The sequence below is a fragment of the Micrococcus sp. KRD096 genome (genome assembly GCF_017168495.1).
GTDB classification, from domain to species: domain Bacteria; phylum Actinomycetota; class Actinomycetes; order Actinomycetales; family Micrococcaceae; genus Micrococcus; species Micrococcus luteus.
Genome location: NZ_JABFAY010000019.1, coordinates 16,181 through 32,794, shown reverse-complemented (window position 1 = coordinate 32,794; position 16,614 = coordinate 16,181). Strand labels below are relative to the sequence as shown.

At 75.5% G+C, this 16,614-nt stretch carries 15 protein-coding genes; 8 read left to right on the top strand and 7 right to left on the bottom strand.

Translation table 11 applies throughout. From position 1 onward, the window contains the following. The first annotated feature begins 136 nt into the window (after positions 1-136). The 3 genes from rpmI (at position 137) to J1M41_RS09995 (ending at position 1,842) form a co-directional block, all read left to right on the top strand. Positions 137-331, top strand: a complete 195-nt coding sequence (gene rpmI, locus J1M41_RS10005) for a 50S ribosomal protein L35 (RefSeq protein WP_002853699.1) — start codon at positions 137-139, stop codon at positions 329-331. A gap of 90 nt (positions 332-421) precedes the next feature. Beyond that, complete coding sequence (gene rplT, locus J1M41_RS10000; RefSeq protein WP_002853696.1) at positions 422-808, top strand: 50S ribosomal protein L20; 387 nt, start codon at positions 422-424, stop codon at positions 806-808. A 137-nt stretch (positions 809-945) separates the two neighbouring features. After that, positions 946-1,842 carry an RNA methyltransferase gene (locus tag J1M41_RS09995; RefSeq protein WP_073117117.1) on the top strand — a complete coding sequence of 299 codons (897 nt, stop codon included), beginning with the start codon at positions 946-948 and terminating at the stop codon, positions 1,840-1,842. A 112-nt stretch (positions 1,843-1,954) separates the two neighbouring features. Here the strand turns inward: J1M41_RS09995 and J1M41_RS09990 are convergent, their stop codons facing one another. Beyond that, positions 1,955-2,227, bottom strand: a complete 273-nt coding sequence (locus J1M41_RS09990; protein WP_020624693.1) for a GlsB/YeaQ/YmgE family stress response membrane protein — start codon at positions 2,225-2,227, stop codon at positions 1,955-1,957. 142 nt (positions 2,228-2,369) lie between these two features. Then, positions 2,370-3,560: an MFS transporter gene (locus J1M41_RS09985; RefSeq protein ID WP_342214099.1), complete on the bottom strand. Its 1,191-nt coding sequence runs from the start codon at positions 3,558-3,560 to the stop codon at positions 2,370-2,372. A 151-nt stretch (positions 3,561-3,711) separates the two neighbouring features. On the opposite strand from J1M41_RS09985, the gene J1M41_RS09980 reads away from it, so the two are divergent. Then, a complete protein-coding gene (locus tag J1M41_RS09980) occupies positions 3,712-4,224 on the top strand; it encodes an NUDIX domain-containing protein (protein WP_073117120.1) in 513 nt (170 codons plus the stop codon). A 34-nt stretch (positions 4,225-4,258) separates the two neighbouring features. Here the strand turns inward: J1M41_RS09980 and J1M41_RS09975 are convergent, their stop codons facing one another. Then, positions 4,259-5,332, bottom strand: coding sequence for an Rv2578c family radical SAM protein (locus tag J1M41_RS09975; RefSeq protein ID WP_073117122.1), 1,074 nt, complete (start codon positions 5,330-5,332; stop codon positions 4,259-4,261). A gap of 92 nt (positions 5,333-5,424) precedes the next feature. On the opposite strand from J1M41_RS09975, the gene J1M41_RS09970 reads away from it, so the two are divergent. Further along, entirely contained in the window at positions 5,425-6,087 is a 663-nt protein-coding gene (locus J1M41_RS09970; protein WP_073117123.1) for a pyroglutamyl-peptidase I, read from the top strand. A 12-nt stretch (positions 6,088-6,099) separates the two neighbouring features. Here J1M41_RS09970 and J1M41_RS09965 read toward each other — a convergent pair whose 3' ends face one another. Both J1M41_RS09965 and J1M41_RS09960 read right to left on the bottom strand, forming a co-directional pair. Continuing rightward, entirely contained in the window at positions 6,100-6,549 is a 450-nt protein-coding gene (locus J1M41_RS09965; protein WP_073117125.1) for a hypothetical protein, read from the bottom strand. Continuing rightward, positions 6,546-6,953 (bottom strand): CHY zinc finger protein, encoded by a 408-nt coding sequence (locus J1M41_RS09960; protein WP_073117126.1) that lies wholly within the window; start codon positions 6,951-6,953, stop codon positions 6,546-6,548. Before J1M41_RS09960 ends, J1M41_RS09965 begins: the two co-directional genes overlap by 4 nt. Positions 6,954-7,039: 86 nt before the next feature. Here J1M41_RS09960 and pheS point away from each other — a divergent pair, with 86 nt between their 5' ends. From pheS to J1M41_RS09945, 3 genes are read left to right on the top strand one after another with little or no spacing between them, the layout of a single operon-like run. Beyond that, on the top strand, positions 7,040-8,122 hold the full coding sequence (gene pheS, locus J1M41_RS09955; RefSeq protein WP_012750956.1) for a phenylalanine--tRNA ligase subunit alpha: 1,083 nt from the start codon (positions 7,040-7,042) through the stop codon (positions 8,120-8,122). Positions 8,123-8,125: 3 nt separating this feature from the next. After that, positions 8,126-10,705 (top strand): phenylalanine--tRNA ligase subunit beta, encoded by a 2,580-nt coding sequence (gene pheT / locus J1M41_RS09950; RefSeq protein ID WP_206451660.1) that lies wholly within the window; start codon positions 8,126-8,128, stop codon positions 10,703-10,705. 2 nt (positions 10,706-10,707) lie between these two features. Further along, entirely contained in the window at positions 10,708-11,328 is a 621-nt protein-coding gene (locus tag J1M41_RS09945; protein WP_036337488.1) for a 4'-phosphopantetheinyl transferase superfamily protein, read from the top strand. Between the two features lie 18 nt (positions 11,329-11,346). On the opposite strand, the gene J1M41_RS09940 is transcribed toward J1M41_RS09945, so the two are convergent. Together J1M41_RS09940 and J1M41_RS09935 are read right to left on the bottom strand one after the other, a co-directional pair. Beyond that, on the bottom strand, positions 11,347-12,687 hold the full coding sequence (locus J1M41_RS09940) for a M1 family metallopeptidase (protein WP_206451659.1): 1,341 nt from the start codon (positions 12,685-12,687) through the stop codon (positions 11,347-11,349). After that, the coding region (locus tag J1M41_RS09935) for a Pls/PosA family non-ribosomal peptide synthetase (protein WP_241247921.1) at positions 12,684-16,614 on the bottom strand (3,931 nt) is incomplete at its 5' end. The genes J1M41_RS09935 and J1M41_RS09940, both read right to left, overlap by 4 nt.

The window sequence follows — 16,614 nt, the reverse complement described above, 5'->3', positions numbered from 1 at the left end:
GCGGTGCCCCCAAGCCCGGTCCTCGGGCCTGACCCCCCGGGGTCGCCACAGACCAGCCCGGTCCGGACGGACCGGGGTGACCAGCACTGCCGTGCGCGCCGCGCACGGCAGCGATGAGTGAAGGAGAACGGCAGCCATGCCGAAGATGAAGACCCACAGCGGTGCCAAGAAGCGCTTCCGCGTGACCGGCTCCGGCAAGATCATGCGCCAGCAGGCGAACCGCCGCCACTACCTGGAGCACAAGTCCTCGCGCCTGACCCGCCGTCTCAAGGGCGACCAGCTCGTCTCCAAGGGCAGCATCAAGCAGATCAAGCGGATGCTCGGCATCTGACACCCCCCTCCGGCCTCGCCGGAACCCCTTCCTCCTCGGCCGTGACGCGCCAGTGCGCGCCCCGGGGACCACACAGATTGGAGTACGCACGTGGCACGTGTGAAGCGGGCAGTGAACGCCCACAAGAAGCGTCGGACCATGCTGGAGCGCGCCTCCGGCTACCGCGGCCAGCGGTCTCGCCTGTACCGCAAGGCGAAGGAGCAGATGCTCCACTCGTTCACCTACAACTACCAGCATCGCCACAAGCGCAAGGGTGACTTCCGTCGCCTGTGGATCACCCGCATCAACGCGGCCGCCCGCGCCAACGGCATGACCTACAACCGCTTCATGCAGGGCCTCAAGCTGGCCGGCGTCGAGGTGGACCGCCGCATGCTGGCCGAGATCGCCGTCTCCGACGCCGCGACCTTCGCCGTGCTGGTGAAGACCGCCCGCGAGGCGCTGCCCGCGGACGTGAACGCCCCCGCTGCCTCCCGCTGAGCCGGCTCCGGGGCCTTGAGGGCCCCCACCACCACGTCCCAGGCGTGAACACCACCGCCGACGGGGCGGGTCCTCCACCGAGGCCCGCCCCGTCGGCGTCTGCGCATCCGCAGCTGAGCCCCGACCAGAAAGACCCCATGACCCCGCACGCCGAGCCGATGACCCATCCCCGCGCCGAGCGCGTGCGCGCGGTGGCAGCCCTGGCGGGCCGCTCCGCCCGACGCCGGACGGGCACGTTCCTCGTCGAGGGGCCGCAGGCCTGCCGCGAGGCGTTGCGCGCCCACCTGGGGGAGGGGCCGGCGGCCGCCGCGGGGCAGTGGCGCGCGGGGCGGGTGCTGACCCAGGTGTACATGTCCGTCGGACTCGTGGACCGGGACCCCGCGCTGGCCGAGCTCGTGGCGCGCGTCCGGGACCGCCCGACGCCGGGTGGTGAGTGCGTCCTGGTGCGCCAGGCCAGCGACGAGGTGCTCACCGCCATGGCCGACGCCGTGACGGGGCAGGACATCGTCGCCGTGGCGCGGATGCCGGAGCCGCAGGCCGTCGAAGCGGTCCTCGGGGAGGCGCGCCTGGCCGCCGTGCTGTGCCGCGTGCAGGACCCGGGGAACGCCGGCACGGTCATCCGAGCCGCGGACGCGGCCGGGGCGGACGCGGTGGTCCTCACGCCGGGCTCCGTCGACCCGTTCAACCCCAAGGTGGTCCGGTCCACCGCCGGGTCTCTGTTCCACCTGCCCGTGGTCACCGCCGTCCCCGCAGAGGCGGCCGCGGCCGCCGCCCGGGCCGCAGGCCTGCAGGTGTGGGCCGCCGACGGCTACGGCTCGGATCGGCTCGACGCCCTCGCCCCCGGCGTGGTCGCCGCGCCGACCGCGTGGCTGTTCGGCAACGAGGCCCAGGGCCTGGACGGCGGCGAGCTCGCGCTGGCGGACCGCCGGGTGGCGGTGCCGCTGTATGGGGCCGCGGAGTCCCTGAACGTGGGGACCGCCGCCACGGTGTGCCTGTACTCGTCCGCGATGGCGGGGGCACGGCGCGCCGGCTGACGGGGCGCACGAGGCGGCGCCAGCCGTCCGGAGACGCAGATGGGGCGGGGATCCGAGTGGATCCCCGCCCCTTCTGCGCGTTCCCGGGTCGAAACCGGGCCGCTCAGCTCGCTCAGGCGCGGGTGCCGGTGCGGCGGGTGATGGCCTGCCACACGGCCGCGACGATGACACCACCGATGATCGCGAAGATCCAGGTGCCCAGACTGAAGAACTTCTCGTTCACGTTGATGTTGAACACCAGGGAGGCAATCCAGCCGCCGAGGAGAGCACCGACAATGCCGGTGAGGAGGGCGCCGAGCCAGCCGCCGCCCTGACGTCCGGGGAGGATGGCGCGAGCGATGGCACCGGCGATGAGGCCGAGAACGATCCAGCCAATGAAGCCCATGATAGTGATTCCTTTCAGGTTGCGAATCTGACGTACGAGAACGAACGTAGCAAGGGGTTTTCGTCCGGGGCCACCTCTGGCGCCCCGGCTTTTTCGGGATTTCCCGGCCGCACGAGGATCGCCCCGGCCGGGAGCGGGCCGATCAGCGGGGCGAGCCGCCGTCGTCAGCCTGGACGCCGGGCCGCGCCGCGACGTCGCGGCGCACGAGCAGGAACGCCAGCACCAGGCCCGCCAGGGCGATGCCCGCGCCGACCAGCGGCGGGGTCCGCAGCGACGCACCGGCCCCGATCGCGGCGGCCCCGACCCACGCGCCCATCGCGTTGGCCATGTTCAGCGCGGAGTGGTTGAGCGAACCGGCCAGCTGGGGTGCGGTGGGCGCGGAGTCCACGAGCAGCACCTGCAGGGACGGGGCGATCCCGGAGCCGCTGACGGCCACGCAGAAGAGGAACACGATCATCACCGGAGCCCACGAGGCCGTCAGCGCGACGGCGGCCAGCGAGACCGCGCTGAGCCCGAAGCTCAGGCGCAGGGTGCCCACCGGGTCGCGGTCCGTGAGGGCGCCGCTGACGAGCGTGCCGATCACCATGCCGACGCCGTAGAGGGCCAGCACGGCGGGGACCCACCGTTCCTCGAGGCCCGCGACCTCCGTGAGCAGCGGCGCGATGTAGGTGTAGAGCGCGAACATGCCGGCGAAGCCGATCACGCCCACGGCCACCGTCGCCCACAGGCGGCCGGAGGCCAGACCGCGCAGCTCGCGGCCGACCGAGGCGCCCGCGGGGGCCGGCACGGACGGGACGAGCCACGCGGTCGCCCCGACGCACAGGGCCGCGCAGACCGCCACGATGACGAACATCCAGCGCCAGCCGACGGCCTGCCCGAGCGCCGTCGCGCCCGGCACGCCCAGCACGTTGGCCACGGACAGCCCGGCCATCACCCAGGCCACGGCCTGGCCGCGGCGGGCGGGCCCGGCGAGGTCCGCCGCGGCCAGGGCGGCCGCGGAGAAGTAGGCGCCGTGGGGCAGGCCCGACACGAACCGGGCCGCCATCATGCTCCCCATGTCCGGGGCGAGGAACGCGGCCACGTGCCCCACGACGAACAGCAGCATCAGCACGATGCTCGTGACCCGCCGGTCGACGCGGGCGAAGGACGCGGCCAGCAGGGGAGCGCCGATCACGACGCCCAGCGCGTACATGGAGATGAGCACGCCGCCGGCCTCGAGACCGATGCCGAGGTCGGCCACCGCCTGCGGCAGCAGGCCCATCATCGCGAACTCCGTGGTGCCGATCGCGAAGCTGCCCAGGGCCAGCGCGAGGATGGCCGGCAGCAGACGCACGCGGCGGCCGCCCAGCAGCGCGCCGGGGCCCGTCGGCGCGGTCGGTGGGATGGACGGGTCCGGGCGCGTCGGACGCGGGGCGCGGGGGGAACGGTCGTGGGCGCCTACGGACTCCGGTCTGCGGGGGCGGGGGCCTCGCTAGCCTGGGCTCATGACCTCCGCCACACCCGCTCGCCCCGCGCCCGCTGCCAGCCCGACGACGTCGCCCCGGGACGGTGCGCGACCGCGGCTGGTCGTGGGGCTCGCGCTGCTCGACGATGCGGCCGCGCCGACCCGCCTGCTGGCGGCCCGCCGCAGCGCGCCCGCCGCGCTGCGGGGACTCTGGGAGTTCCCCGGGGGCAAGGTCGAGCCGGGGGAGGGCATCCAGCAGGCGCTGCTGCGGGAGTGCCGGGAGGAGCTCGGGGTCGCCGTGCGGCTCGGCCCCGAGGTGGCGGCGCCGGAGCCCGCCGGGTGGGAGCTGGCCAACGGCGCCCGGATGCGGGTGCTCTGGGGCGTCCTGGCGGAGGAGGGGGCGAGGCCCCGAGCCCTCCAGGACCACGACCTGCTGGCGTGGCTGCCGCTGGCCGGGCCGGGCGTGCAGCACCTGGACTGGATCCCGGCGGACCGGCCGATCGTGGCCGAGGTGCTCCGCGGCGCCGCCACGGCGTTCTCGGCGGGGCGCTGAGCCGGCACGCGACCGGCCGCGCCCCGCGGACGGGTCAGAACAGCGCGGGCTGCGCCGCCGGGGCGGAGGGCCGGGACGCCGACCGGCGCCGGGCCGTGGGGCCGTCCTCACGCCGGATGCCGTGGGCGCCGCCGCGGGCCAGGCCGTGCCGTGCGGCGGCCTCCCCAGCCACCCGGGTGAGCATGCGACGGTACGACTCGGGCGCGTAGGCGGACCGGGCGTACATCTGCTCGTAGCCGGCCAACAGATCCGGGTGCTCGCGGCGGATCCAGTCCAGGTACCACTCCTTCGCGCCCGGCCGCAGGTGCAGGGCTCCCGGCATGACGCGCGCCGCCCCGGCGTCCACCAGCGCGCGCATGAGGGCGTCGATCTCGCGGTCCCCGTCCGTGAGCCACGGCAGCAGGGGCATGGCCATGACGGTGACGTCCGCACCCGCGGCGGCGAGCCGCTCGATCAGGCGCAGGCGTGCGGTCGGCGACGGCGTGCCCGGCTCGACCGCGGCGGCGATGGCGGAATCGAGCATCGCCAGGGACAGCGAGACCTGCACGGGCACCTGGCGCGAGGCCGCCTGCAGCAGGGGCACATCCCGCGCGAGCAGGGTCCCCTTGGTCAGCACGGAGAACGGGGTGCCGGAATCCGCCAGGGCCCGGATGATCCCGGGCATCAGCGCGTAGCGGCCCTCGGCCCGCTGGTACGGGTCCGTGTTAGTCCCCAACGCCACCGCCTCGCGGCCCCACGTGGGGCGGGCGAGCTCGGCGCGCAGCACCTCGGCGACGTTGACCTTCACGACGATCTGCCGGTCGAAGTCGGCCCCGGCATCGAGCTCGAGGAAGGTGTGGGTGCTGCGGGCGTAGCAGTACCGGCAGGCGTGGGTGCAGCCGCGGTACGGGTTCACGGTCCAGCGGAACGGCATGGCCGAGGCGGACGGCACCGAGTTCAGTGCGGTCTTGGCGAGCACCTCATGGAAGGTGACGCCCGCGAACTCCGGGGTGGTGACACTCCGCTGCAGGTCCGAGAGCGGCAGCAGGGCGGCGGAGCCGGCCGGTGTGCCGGCCGTCGCCCGCTGGGCTTCGCCCTCGGACCGCAGGGTCTGCGCTTCCCATCGCATGGCCAGAAGTAGAACACATGTTCGAATCGACTCGCAAGCGCGTACGAGTCCGGGCGTGGCGCGGACGCCCAGACGCGCCTACCGTTGTCGCCATGACCTCCCGTGCACCCGCCCCGGTAGCCCGCGTCCTGCTCACGGGCTTCGAGCCCTTCGGCGGGGACGTCCACAATCCGTCGATCGCCGCCGCACGGGACGCCGCGGGCATCCTGGCGGACCGGGGTGTGACGGCCGAGGCGGTCGAGCTGCCGTGCGCGTTCGGCGCGGCCGGGCCTGCCCTGACCGCGGCCCTCGACCGGGTCCAGCCTCAGGTGGCGATCGCCGTCGGGCTGGCCGGCGGCACGGCGGCGGTCCGGGTCGAGCGGGTGGCCGTGAACCTGCAGGACGCCCGGATCCCGGACAACGCGGGGGAGCAGCCCGTGGACCGGCCCGTGCGCGCCGACGGCCCCGCGGCCCTGTTCGCCACCCTGCCCGCCAAGCGTGCCGTCGCCGAGATCCGGGCGGCCGGCGTCGCCGCGGAGCCGTCCCTGTCCGCGGGCGCGTTCGTGTGCAACCACGTCATGTACTCGCTCCTCGACGCCCCCGGCACCGCCCGGGCCGCCGGCTTCATCCACGTGCCGTGGGACACCGAGCACCGCCCGACGCCGGACACCCCGGCCCTGCCCGCGGCCGACCTGGCGCGCGCGGTGGCCGAGGCCGCCCTGACGGCGCTCGCCGGCGGCCCCGACCTCGATGTCCCCGGCGGCACCCTGCACTGACCCCCGGACCCGTCAGCGGCGGCGCCGCAGGCCGCGGACCACGGGCCGCTCGACGTAGCCGCCCAGGGCCAGGCCCGCGCGTCGTTCGAAGACGTTGCGCGACGCCGGGTCCCCGGTCCGCCACGTCGACCACGCCGCCGCCAGCGCGTACGCCGGCAGGAAGGGCAGACCCAGCAGGAGGGCGTACTGGTCCGCATGGCCGGCCTCGTGCCGCCACAGCGCGGGCGTCATGCGCAGGCCGGGGCGGGTGAACACGACGTCGCCGACCGTGAACGCGGCCCCGCCCGGGAACCGGTGCGTCCAGCCGCGGGCCTCGACCAGCCCGTGCGGCCCGGGCTGCAGCGCGCAGCCGGCGACGACGGCGCCCACCAGCCCCAGCGGCGTCGCCAGGTTCACCAGGTTCCACAGCCCGCGCGCCCGCACGTGCGCCGGAGGCGACGGCCGGGAGGGGGCCGCGGTCATGGCCGCGCCGTGGGTCCGGTGCCACAGGCGGGGGACCCAGACGCGGGGACGTCGAAGTAGAGCGGGGCATGGGCGGCGCAGCCCGGGTTGAACGGCGCCCCGCAGGCCGGGCACGCGGGATCGGCGGTGGCCTCGAGGGAGAGGTACGCGGTCACGCTCAGCTCGGTGCGGCACACCCCGCACAGCACATGCGGCCGGTCGAAGTCGTCGGCGGGCACCGGCACGGCCGGGTGGTCGGTGAGCTCCGCGTGGCAGCGGTGGCAGGACCAGTACGCGGGGCAGCAGGCGAAGCGCAGGGCGACGACGTCCCGCGCCGTGGCGTAATGGGCGCAGCGGGTCTGCGCGTCCAGGCCCACGCCCCGCAGCAGCGGGTCGGTGCCGTCGAGGGAGTCCGGGGCGGTCATGCGCCTCAGCCTAGGCCGAGCGCGCCCGGGGCGGACACTAGACTGACGGGCGTCCCACCGTCCCCCATGCGAAGGTCGTTGCCCTGATGACACCCAGCCCCGAGACCGGCGCGGAGCCCACCGCGCCCGTGGCGGAGATCTCCCCCGTGGACGCGGAGGCGGTGGAGGCCGCCGTGCAGGCCGCGCTCGCCGCGTACGAGGCCGCGGCGGACCTCGATGAGCTCAAGGCCGCCCGCCTGGCCCACACCGGCGACCGGGCCCCCCTGACTCTCGCGAACAAGGCGATCGGCGCCCTGCCCAAGGAGCGCAAGGCGGAGGCCGGCAAGCTCATGGGCGCCGCACGCGGCCGCCTGGGCAAGGCCCTGGCCGCCCGCACCGAGGTGCTCGAGGCGGAGCAGGCCGCGCGGATCCTGCGCGAGGAGACGGTGGATGTGACCACCGCGGTCCGTCGCCGCCGCGTCGGCGCCCGTCACCCGCTCTCGTTGACGATGGACCGTGTCTCGGAGATCTTCGTCGGCATGGGCTGGGAGATCGCGGAGGGCCCCGAGCTCGAGTCCGAGTGGTTCAACTTCGACTCCCTCAACTTCGCGCCGGACCATCCGGCCCGCGAGATGCAGGACACCTTCTTCGTGGCCCCGGCCGAGGCCCACCTGCTGCTGCGCACCCACACCTCCCCGGTGCAGATGCGCTCCCTGCTCGAGCGGGGCGCCCCCACCTACGTGCTGTGCCCGGGTCGCACCTTCCGCACGGACGAGCTGGACGCCACGCACACCCCGGTGTTCCACCAGTTCGAGGGCCTGGCCGTGGACAAGGGCCTGACCATGGCCCACCTGCGCGGCACCCTCGAGTACTTCGCCCGCCAGATGTTCGGGGCCGAGGCGGCCATCCGCCTGCGCCCGAACTTCTTCCCGTTCACCGAGCCCAGCGCCGAGCTGGACATCTGGCACCCCGGCGCCAAGGGCGGGCCCCGCTGGATCGAGTGGGGCGGCTGCGGCATGGTGCACCCGAACGTGCTGCGCGCCGCGGGCCTGGACCCGGAGGAGTACTCCGGGTTCGCGTTCGGCATGGGCGTGGAGCGCACGCTCATGTTCCGCAACGAGGTCCCGGACATGCACGACATGATCGAGGGCGACGTCCGCTTCTCCCAGCACTTCGGAATGGAGGTCTGATCCATGCGCATCCCCCTGGACTGGCTGCGGGAGTTCGTCCCCGTGCCCGCGGAGCACCGTGCCGAGGACGTGATGGCCGACCTCGTCCGCGTCGGCCTCGAGGAGGAGGACATCCACCGTCCGGCCGCCGAGCTGCAGGGCCCGATCGTCGTCGGGCAGGTGCTCTCCAAGGAGCCTGAGCCGCAGAAGAACGGCAAGACCATCAACTGGTGCTCCGTGCGGGTGGTGCCCGAGGGCGCCGCCCAGCCGCTCACCGGCGAGGGCATCGAGCCCTCCGGCGTGCAGGGCATCGTGTGCGGCGCCCACAACTTCGAGGTCGGGGACAAGGTCGTCGTGACCCTGCCCGGCGCGGTGCTGCCCGGCGACTTCCGCATCAGCCCCCGTAAGACCTACGGCCACGTCTCGGCCGGCATGATCGCCTCCAGCACGGAGCTGGGCATGGGCGACGACGGCACGGACGGGATCATCGTGCTCGGCGACCTCGGGCTCGACCCCGAGCCGGGCACCGACGCCCGGGACGTCCTGGACCTGCACGGCGAGGCCGCCGAGATCAACGTGACGCCCGACCGCGGCTACGCGTTCTCGATGCGCGGCGTCGCGCGCGAGTATGCGCACGCCACCGGCGTGCCCTTCACGGACCCGGCCGCCGCCGTCCACCCGCCGGCGGCCGACGACGCCGGCCCGGCCGTCCGGATCGCCGACGACGCGCCGATCCACGGCGAGCCCGGGGCCACCCGCTTCGTCGCCCGCACGGTCTCCGGCGTGGACGCGACCCGTCCGACCCCGCCGTGGCTGGCCGCGCGCCTGCGCCTGGCCGGCATCCGCACCATCTCCCTGCCGGTGGACATCTCCAACTACGTGATGTGGGAGCTGGGCCAGCCCCTGCACTTCTACGACGCGGACACGCTCTCCGGCGAGATCGTGGTGCGCCGCGCGCGGGCCGGAGAGACCCTGACCACCCTCGACGGCAAGGAGCGCGAGCTCGACCCCGAGGACCTGCTCATCACGGACGACTCCGGCCCCATCGGCCTGGCGGGCGTCATGGGCGGGGCCGCCACCGAGGTCACGGACGCCACCACCACGATCGTGGTCGAGTCCGCGAACTTCGACCCCGTGTCGATCGCCCGTACGCGGCGCCGGCACCGCCTGCCCTCGGAGGCGTCGAAGCGCAACGAGCGCGGCGTCGACTGGGAGATCGCCGACGAGGCGGCCGAGCGGGCCGTGCAGCTGCTCGTCGAGCTCGCCGGCGGCACCGCCGAGCCCGGGGTCACCGACGTCGGGACGCGGCCGCAGCCGGCCGTCGTCGAGATGGCCGCCGACTTCCCCTCCGCCCTGGTGGGCGTGGCGTACACGACCGACGAGGTCGTGGAGACGCTGCGCGCCCTGGGCGCCGAGGTGGCCGTCGCCGAGGCCGCCGCCGACGTCGCCCCGCGGCTGACCGTGACCGCCCCGTCGTGGCGCACGGACCTGCGCATCCCCGAGGACCTCGCCGAGGAGGTCGCGCGCCTGCGCGGCTACGACGCGATCCCCTCCGTGGTGCCCGTGGCCCCGCCGGGCCGCGGCTTCACCCGCCGCCAGGCCCAGCGTCGCCGCGTGTCGGCCGCGCTCGCGGCCGCGGGACTCACCGAGGGGCTGGCCTACCCGTTCGTCTCCGAGGAGCAGAACCGGCGTTTCGGGGCGGACTCGGACGCGCAGGGCCAGGCCCTGGCGATGGTGGCCCTGGCCAATCCGATCGCCTCCCAGTACCGGTACCTGCGCCTGTCGCTGCTGCCGGGCCTCGTCGAGACCGCGCGCCGCAACCTCGGACGCGGCTTCCGCGACCTGGCGCTGTACGAGATGGGGCTGGTCTTCCTGCCCGGCGCGCAGCTGGGCTCGGCGACGATCCCCCCGCGCGCGGTCCACCCCTCCGCCGAGGTCCTCGCCGACCTCGAGGCCGGCATCCCCGCTCAGCCGTGGCACGTGGCCGGTCTGTACGCCGGGCACGACTCGGCGCCCGGGCCGGACCACGACCCCCGCCCGGTGGACTGGCAGGACGCGATCGCCGGGGCCCTCGACGTGGCCGACGTCCTCGGCGTCGAGCTGACCGTCCGGCAGGGCCGGCACCACGCGTTCCACCCGGGCCGGGTGGCCGAGCTCGTCGTCGTGACCGAGCACGGGGACCGGGTGGTGGGCGTCGCCGGCGAGCTGCACCCGCAGTGGCTCGAGGCCGAGGACCTGCCCGCCCGCACGAGCGTGTGGGAGCTGGACCTGGACGCGCTGTGCGCCGCGGCCCCCGAGATCGTGGTCGCCGCACCGCTGTCCACGTTCCCCGTGAGCACGCAGGACGTGGCGCTCGTGGTGGACGAGGCCGTCGTGGCCGGGGACGTGCGCGCGACCCTCGCCGAGGGTGCCGGGGAGCTGCTCGAGGCCGTCGAGCTGTTCGACGTCTACCGGGGCGCGGGCGTGCCGGAGGGGCGGAAGTCCCTCGCGTTCTCCCTGCGCTTCCGCGCCCCTGACCGCACGCTCACCGCGGAGGAGGTCTCCGAGGCCCGCGCCGCGGCCACCGCGCTCGCGGCGCAGCGGCACGGGGCGGTCCAGCGCTGACCGTGTCCGTCGCGACCGGCCCGTGGGGCCTGACCTCGGCCGTCCCCGCCTCGGCGGGGGCGGCCGACGCCGTCTCCGCGCTGCTCGGTCAGGTGCGCACCGCCCTGACGGCGGCCTGGGGCGTGCCGGTGGGGCCGCTCGGGCTCCGGCACGCCTGCCCGCGCTGCGGCTCGGCCGCGCACGGCGTCCCCGCGCTGACCGGCCTGCCCCCCGGCCGGGTCGCCCTCGTCTCGTTCACGCGCGTCCGGATGCCCGGCACTGAGGACCGGGCTCGGATCGGGGCGTGGTGGGCGCCGGCACGGCCCGCCGACGGGCTCGGCCTCGGGGTGGACGTCGAGCGGGCGGACGCCGCGGCCTTCGCGGACGAGGACGGCCTGGGCGGGGTGGGCTTCTCGACGGCGGAGCGCGCCCGGGTGCGGGAGCTTCCCGCCCCCGAGAGGCCCGCCGCGCGGGCCCGGCTGTGGACGCGGAAGGAGGCGCTCGTGAAGGCCGCCGGCACCGGCTTCACGGGCGACCCCGCCGCCGTCGACGCACTGACCGTGCCGGCCGACGTCGTGCTGGTGGACCTCACCGACCGGCTGCCGGGCGGTCTCCTCGGGGCGCTGGCGCTGCGGGGCCGCTGAGTCGACCGCGCGGGCGCCTCAGCCCGGGAACGGCGGCAGCTCGGGCCGCAGCGTCCACGCGTCGAAGAGCTCGTCCACCTGCGCTCGGCTCACCCCGGCGTGCGGGGCCCACGCGTGCACGTGCGTGCGCAGCCCCAGGGAGTCGACGGTGCCGAACCGGTGCTCCCGCACCCAGGCGCGCAGCATGGAGCCGAAGAGGTCCGTGCCCAGCAGGTGCCGCAGCGCCTCCACGGTGAGCGCGCCGCGCTTGTACACCCAGTCCTCGAACATCTCCTCCGGCCCGGGCTCGGCCAGCGCCTGCTCCACCGGGTGCGCGGCCAGCTTCTGCCAGGCCCGCCGCGCCATCGAGGTGATGCTGGACCGCCCCGAGGCCTCGGCCCACAGCCACTCGGACCAGCAGGCGAAGCCCTCGTGCAGCCACAGGTCGGACCAGCGGCCCAGGGTCACGGCGTTGCCGAACCACTGGTGGGACATCTCGTGGGCGATCAGCCGCTCGGACTCCCACGAGCCGTCCAGGTGGTTGGTGCCGAACAGCGACATGCTCGCGGCCTCGAGCGGGATCTCGAGCTCCTCGTCGGCCACGACCGCGGTGTAGTCCTCGAATGGGTATGGCCCGTAGGCGTCGATGAACGTGGCCATCATGGCCGGCTGGGGGGCAAGGGCCCGGAGGGCCCGCTGCTCGGTCCGCGGGGAGACCACGAGGCGCAGCGGCGGCAGGCCCTCGGCGGGAGGGGCGGCGTCCACGAGCCGGTAGCGGCCGATCTGCACGCTGAGCAGGTAGGCGGGCACGGGCTGGTCGAGCCGCCACCGCCACGTGACCCGCGAGCCGCGCGTGCGCACGGGCGCGCCCACGCCGTTGGCGACGGGCAGGTAGCCCGCGTCGCAGGTGAAGGTGATCTCCGCCGTCGAGCGGGAGGTGGGGGAGTCCACGCACGGCAGCCACGTGGAGGCGCCGTGGGGCTGCCCGGCCACGAGCACGCCGTCCGTGAGCTCCTCCCAGCCGATCGTGCCCCACGGGCTGCGCCGCAGCGTGGGCGTGCCCGCGTAGACCACGGTCAGCTCCACGAGCGTGCCCTCCGGCCGGCTCTCGTCCAGGTCGACGACGAGGCGGCTCGGGGCGCGGCCCGGCTGGGTGAACGAGGAGGCGACGGCGCGGCCGTCGACGACGGCGTCCACCCGGGACACGCGCAGCCGGTACAGGTCCAGCTCGATGCGGCGGCTCTGCTTCGTCAGGCGCACGCGCAGGACGGCGGTGCCGGAGACCCGGTTCGCGGCCAGGCGCACGTCGAGGTCCAGTGCGATGTGCTCGACGGTGGCGGCGTCGGTGCCGACGCCCGGGACGTAGGGATCGGTGCTCATGCTTCCTCTCGGGAGGGGGTGGCCGCGGCGGCGGGGTCGCCGTCGGGACGACGCCACGGGGAGACCGGGTTGCCGAGCCACCACGTGCCGGCGGGCAGCTCCTCGCCGCGCATCACGAGGGACCCGGCACCGACGGTGGTGCCGCGGCCCAGGCGGGCGGCGGGCAGCACCACGGAGTGGGGGCCGAGGGTGGCGCCGTCCTCCAGGACGACGGCGTCCAGGGACATCACGCGGTCGTGGAACAGGTGGGTCTGGACGACGCAGCCGCGGTTCACGGTGGCGCCGTCGCCGAGCTCCACGAGGTCGGCCTCGGGCAGCCAGTAGGACTCGACCCAGGCGCCGTGGCCGATGCGGGCGCCCATCGCGCGCAGGAACCAGACCAGGGCGGGGGTGCCGGCCGCGGCCCGGCTGAACCACGGGGCGGCGAGGAACTCGGTGAAGGTGTCCGCGACCTCGTTGCGCCAGATGAACGAGGACCACAGCGGGTGCTCGCCCGCGCGGATCCGGCCGACGAAGACCCGCTTGGCGAGCACGGTCAGGCTCGCCGCGACCGCGCCGGCCGCGAGCAGGACGACGCCGCCCAGGACGAAGGCCAGCGCCCACGTGCCGACCGCGATGAGGGCGGCCAGCGTCGCGCCGACGGCGAGGGACAGGGCCACGTGCAGCCACACCGGGATCGCGCGCAGCAGCTCCCAGGCGGTGCGGGCGGCCTTGAGTCGGGCCGGCGGGTCGTAGGTGAGGGCGGCGTCTGCGGTGACCTCGTTGCGGCGCAGGCGCACGGGCGGGGAGCCCATCCAGGACGTGCCCGCCTTGGTCTTGGCCGGGGTGGTGGACAGCACCGCCACGAGCGAGTCGCGGCGCAGGGTGCGGCCGCCGGGCACCATGCCGGAGTTGCCCACGAACGAGCGCTTGCCGACCTTCGCGGGGGCCACGTGCATCCACCCGCCGTCGAGGGAGTAGGAGGAGACCATCGTGTCGTCGGCGAGGAACGCGCCGTCGCCCACGCGGGTCATGCAGGGCAGGAGCACCACGGTGGAGGCCTCGACGCCGCGGCCCACCTCGGCGCCCAGCAGGCGCAGCCACGTCGGCGTGAAGCGGGAGGCGTAGATCGGGAACAGCTGGTCGCGGGCGGCGTCGAGGACGCGCTCGGTGGCCCACACCTGCCAGCCGACCCGGGAGCGCACGGGGTGGTGCCCCTCCGTGATGCCGAGCGCGAGCAGGCGCACGGTGACGAGCACGAGCAGCATCTGGGTCAGGAACCAGACGCCGGCCACCAGGGGGCTTGCGGCCAGCAGGCGCGCCGCGGTGGTCCCGACGGCGGCCAGCGGCCCCGCCTCCGGGGCCGGCGGCCACCAGGTCAGCGACCACGCGGCCACCGCGGCCGCCGCGGCGGCGGAGACGAGCGGAAGGAGGGAGATGAGGGTCGAGAGGACGGTCGCCATCAGGCGCCAGCCCGGGGTCTCCCGCGGCGCCTCGGCGGGGCCGCGGGACTTCACCTTGCCCACCTTGACGGCGGGGGAGCCGGCGTGGCGCTGGCCGCCGCGCACCCGCCCGGCGACGGTGGACCCGGCCTCGACGTGCGCCCCGGCGCCGACCTGGGCGCCCGGCAGGAGCGTGGAGCGGGCGCCCACGACGGCGTCCGCGCCGATGCGCACCTCGCCGAGCCGGACGACGTCGCCGTCGACCCAGTAGCCGGACAGGTCCACCTCAGGCTCGATCGCGGCGCCCTCCTCGACCGTGAGCATGCCGGTGACCGGTGGCACGGTGTGCATGTCCACGTCCTTGCCGATCCGGTTGCCCAGCAGTCGCGCGTAGGCGGGCACCCACGTGGCGCCGGCCAGCGAGTAGGGGTCCACGAGGTCGCTGATCTGCTGGGCGAGCCACAGGCGCAGGTGGACGCGGCCACCGCGCGGGTAGGACCCGGGGCTCACGCCGCGCAGCAGCAGCCGGGCCGTCGCGGCGGTGAGCAGCATGCGGCCGGGCACGGTCACCACCAGCAGACCGGCCACGATCAGCACCCACCACGGCACGGTGGGCAGCCCGGGCGCGAGCCCGGAGAGCGTCAGCAGGTTCAGGGCCAGGCCGGTCCACACGCCCAGGCGCAGGGCGGGCAGGACGAACACGGGCAGTCCCACGAGGGTCTGGACCCACTGGGTGCGGTGGCGGGTGCGGTCGACGTGCCGGTCGTGCACCTCGATGCCGCGGGGGCCGTCGTCGCCCACGACGGCGGCCACGAGGGCCCCGGCGGTGGGGTTGCGGTAGACGTCCTGGACGGTCACGGCCGGGTGGCGCAGGCGCAGGCGGGCCACGAGCTGGGCAGCGGCGAGCGAGCCGCCGCCGGCCTCGAAGAAGTCGGTGTCGGCGTCCTTGGGGGGCGCGCCGAGCACGTCCGCCCACTGGCGCAGCACCCAGCCGTCGGCGGTGTCCTCGTTCGGCTGGGGCGCGTCCTCGTCCACCTCGGCGCCGGGCAGGGGCCACGGCAGCGCGTGGCGGTCCACCTTGCCGGAGGTCTTCGTGGGCAGGGAGTCCACGACGGCCAGCCGGGGCACGAGTGCGGCCGGCAGCTCCGCCGCGAGGTGCTCGCGGGCCATGTGCAGGTCGAGCTCGGCCTCGGGGTCCGCGGGGACGAGGTAGCCGACGAGGATCTGGTGGCCCGCCGGGGTGGTCTGCACGGCCGCGGCGCCGCCGTGGACGCCGGGCAGGGCCTGGAGGGCCGCGTCCACCTCGCCGAGCTCGATGCGGCGGCCGCCGAGCTTCACCTGGTCGTCGGCGCGGCCGACGAACAGCAGGCCCTCCGGCTCGAAGACCACGAGGTCACCGGAGCGGTAGGCACGCTCCCAGCCGAGGGAGGGCATGGGGGCGTACTTCTCGGCGTCCTTGGCCGGGTCGAGGTAGCGGGCCAGGCCGACGCCGCCGATGATCAGCTCGCCCGTCTCGCCCTCGGCCACGGGCAGCGTGGTCTGCGGGTCGACGACGGCCAGGTCCCAGCCGTCCAGGGGCAGGCCGATGCGGACCGGGCCGAGACCCGTGAGCGGGGCCGCGCACGCGACGACGGTGGCCTCCGTGGGGCCGTAGGTGTTCCAGACCTCGCGGCCGTCCTCCGCCAGGCGCGCGGCGAGCTCGGGCGGGCAGGCCTCGCCGCCGAAGATCAGCAGCCGGACGTTGTCCATGGCCTCGGTGGGCCACATCGCGGCGAGGGTCGGCACGGTGGACACGGCGGTGATGCGCCGCTCGGCGAGCCACGGGCCGAGGTCCATGCCGGAGCGCACGAGCGAGCGGGGGGCCGGGACCAGGCACGCACCGTGACGCCAGGCGAGCCACATCTCCTCGCACGAGGCGTCGAACGCGACGGACAGTCCCGCCAGCACGCGGTCGCCCGGGGCGAGCGGATCGTCCGCCAGGAAGATCCGCGCCTCGGCGTCCACGAAGGCCGCGGCCGAGCGGTGGCTCACCGCCACGCCCTTGGGGGTGCCCGTCGAGCCCGAGGTGAAGATGATCCACGCGTCGTCCTCGAGCCCGGGGGCGCGGGCCTCGGCGGCCGGGTCCACGGTGTGCTCGGGGTGCGGGGCGTAGACCCGCTCGTCGGTGAGGACGCCGGCCACCTTCGCCTCGCCGAACACGAGACGGGCGCGCTCCTCCGGATCGTCCGCGTCCACGGGGACGTAGGCCGCGCCGGCGGCGAGCACGCCGAGGATCGAGACGTACAGCGCGGCCGTGCCCGAGGCGATCCGCACGCCGACCCGGTCTCCCGCCCGCACGCCGGCGGCCCACAGGTGGCGGGCGGTCTCGTCGACGCGCTCCCGCAGCTCCGCGTACGTCAGCGGCTCGACGCCGTCGTCCAGGGCGGTCGCGTCCGGGTGCTCGCGCGCCGTGGCGGCGAAGAGCTCGACGAGCGTCCGGGCGGGCGGGGTGCGCTCGGAGCCGGGC

What these genes read in the sequence shown, in the direction of transcription:
- J1M41_RS09990 (WP_020624693.1), bottom strand. Translation starts at nt 2,227, where the DNA reads ATGGGCTTCATTGGCTGGATCGTTCTCGGCCTCATCGCCGGTGCCATC.
- J1M41_RS09975 (WP_073117122.1), bottom strand. Translation starts at nt 5,332, where the DNA reads ATGCGATGGGAAGCGCAGACCCTGCGGTCCGAGGGCGAAGCCCAGCGG.
- J1M41_RS09980 (WP_073117120.1), top strand. Translation starts at nt 3,712, where the DNA reads ATGACCTCCGCCACACCCGCTCGCCCCGCGCCCGCTGCCAGCCCGACG.
- J1M41_RS09940 (WP_206451659.1), bottom strand. Translation starts at nt 12,687, where the DNA reads ATGAGCACCGATCCCTACGTCCCGGGCGTCGGCACCGACGCCGCCACC.
- J1M41_RS09995 (WP_073117117.1), top strand. Translation starts at nt 946, where the DNA reads ATGACCCCGCACGCCGAGCCGATGACCCATCCCCGCGCCGAGCGCGTG.
- rpmI (WP_002853699.1), top strand. Translation starts at nt 137, where the DNA reads ATGCCGAAGATGAAGACCCACAGCGGTGCCAAGAAGCGCTTCCGCGTG.
- J1M41_RS09970 (WP_073117123.1), top strand. Translation starts at nt 5,425, where the DNA reads ATGACCTCCCGTGCACCCGCCCCGGTAGCCCGCGTCCTGCTCACGGGC.
- pheT (WP_206451660.1), top strand. Translation starts at nt 8,126, where the DNA reads ATGCGCATCCCCCTGGACTGGCTGCGGGAGTTCGTCCCCGTGCCCGCG.
- pheS (WP_012750956.1), top strand. Translation starts at nt 7,040, where the DNA reads ATGACACCCAGCCCCGAGACCGGCGCGGAGCCCACCGCGCCCGTGGCG.
- J1M41_RS09960 (WP_073117126.1), bottom strand. Translation starts at nt 6,953, where the DNA reads ATGACCGCCCCGGACTCCCTCGACGGCACCGACCCGCTGCTGCGGGGC.
- J1M41_RS09965 (WP_073117125.1), bottom strand. Translation starts at nt 6,549, where the DNA reads ATGACCGCGGCCCCCTCCCGGCCGTCGCCTCCGGCGCACGTGCGGGCG.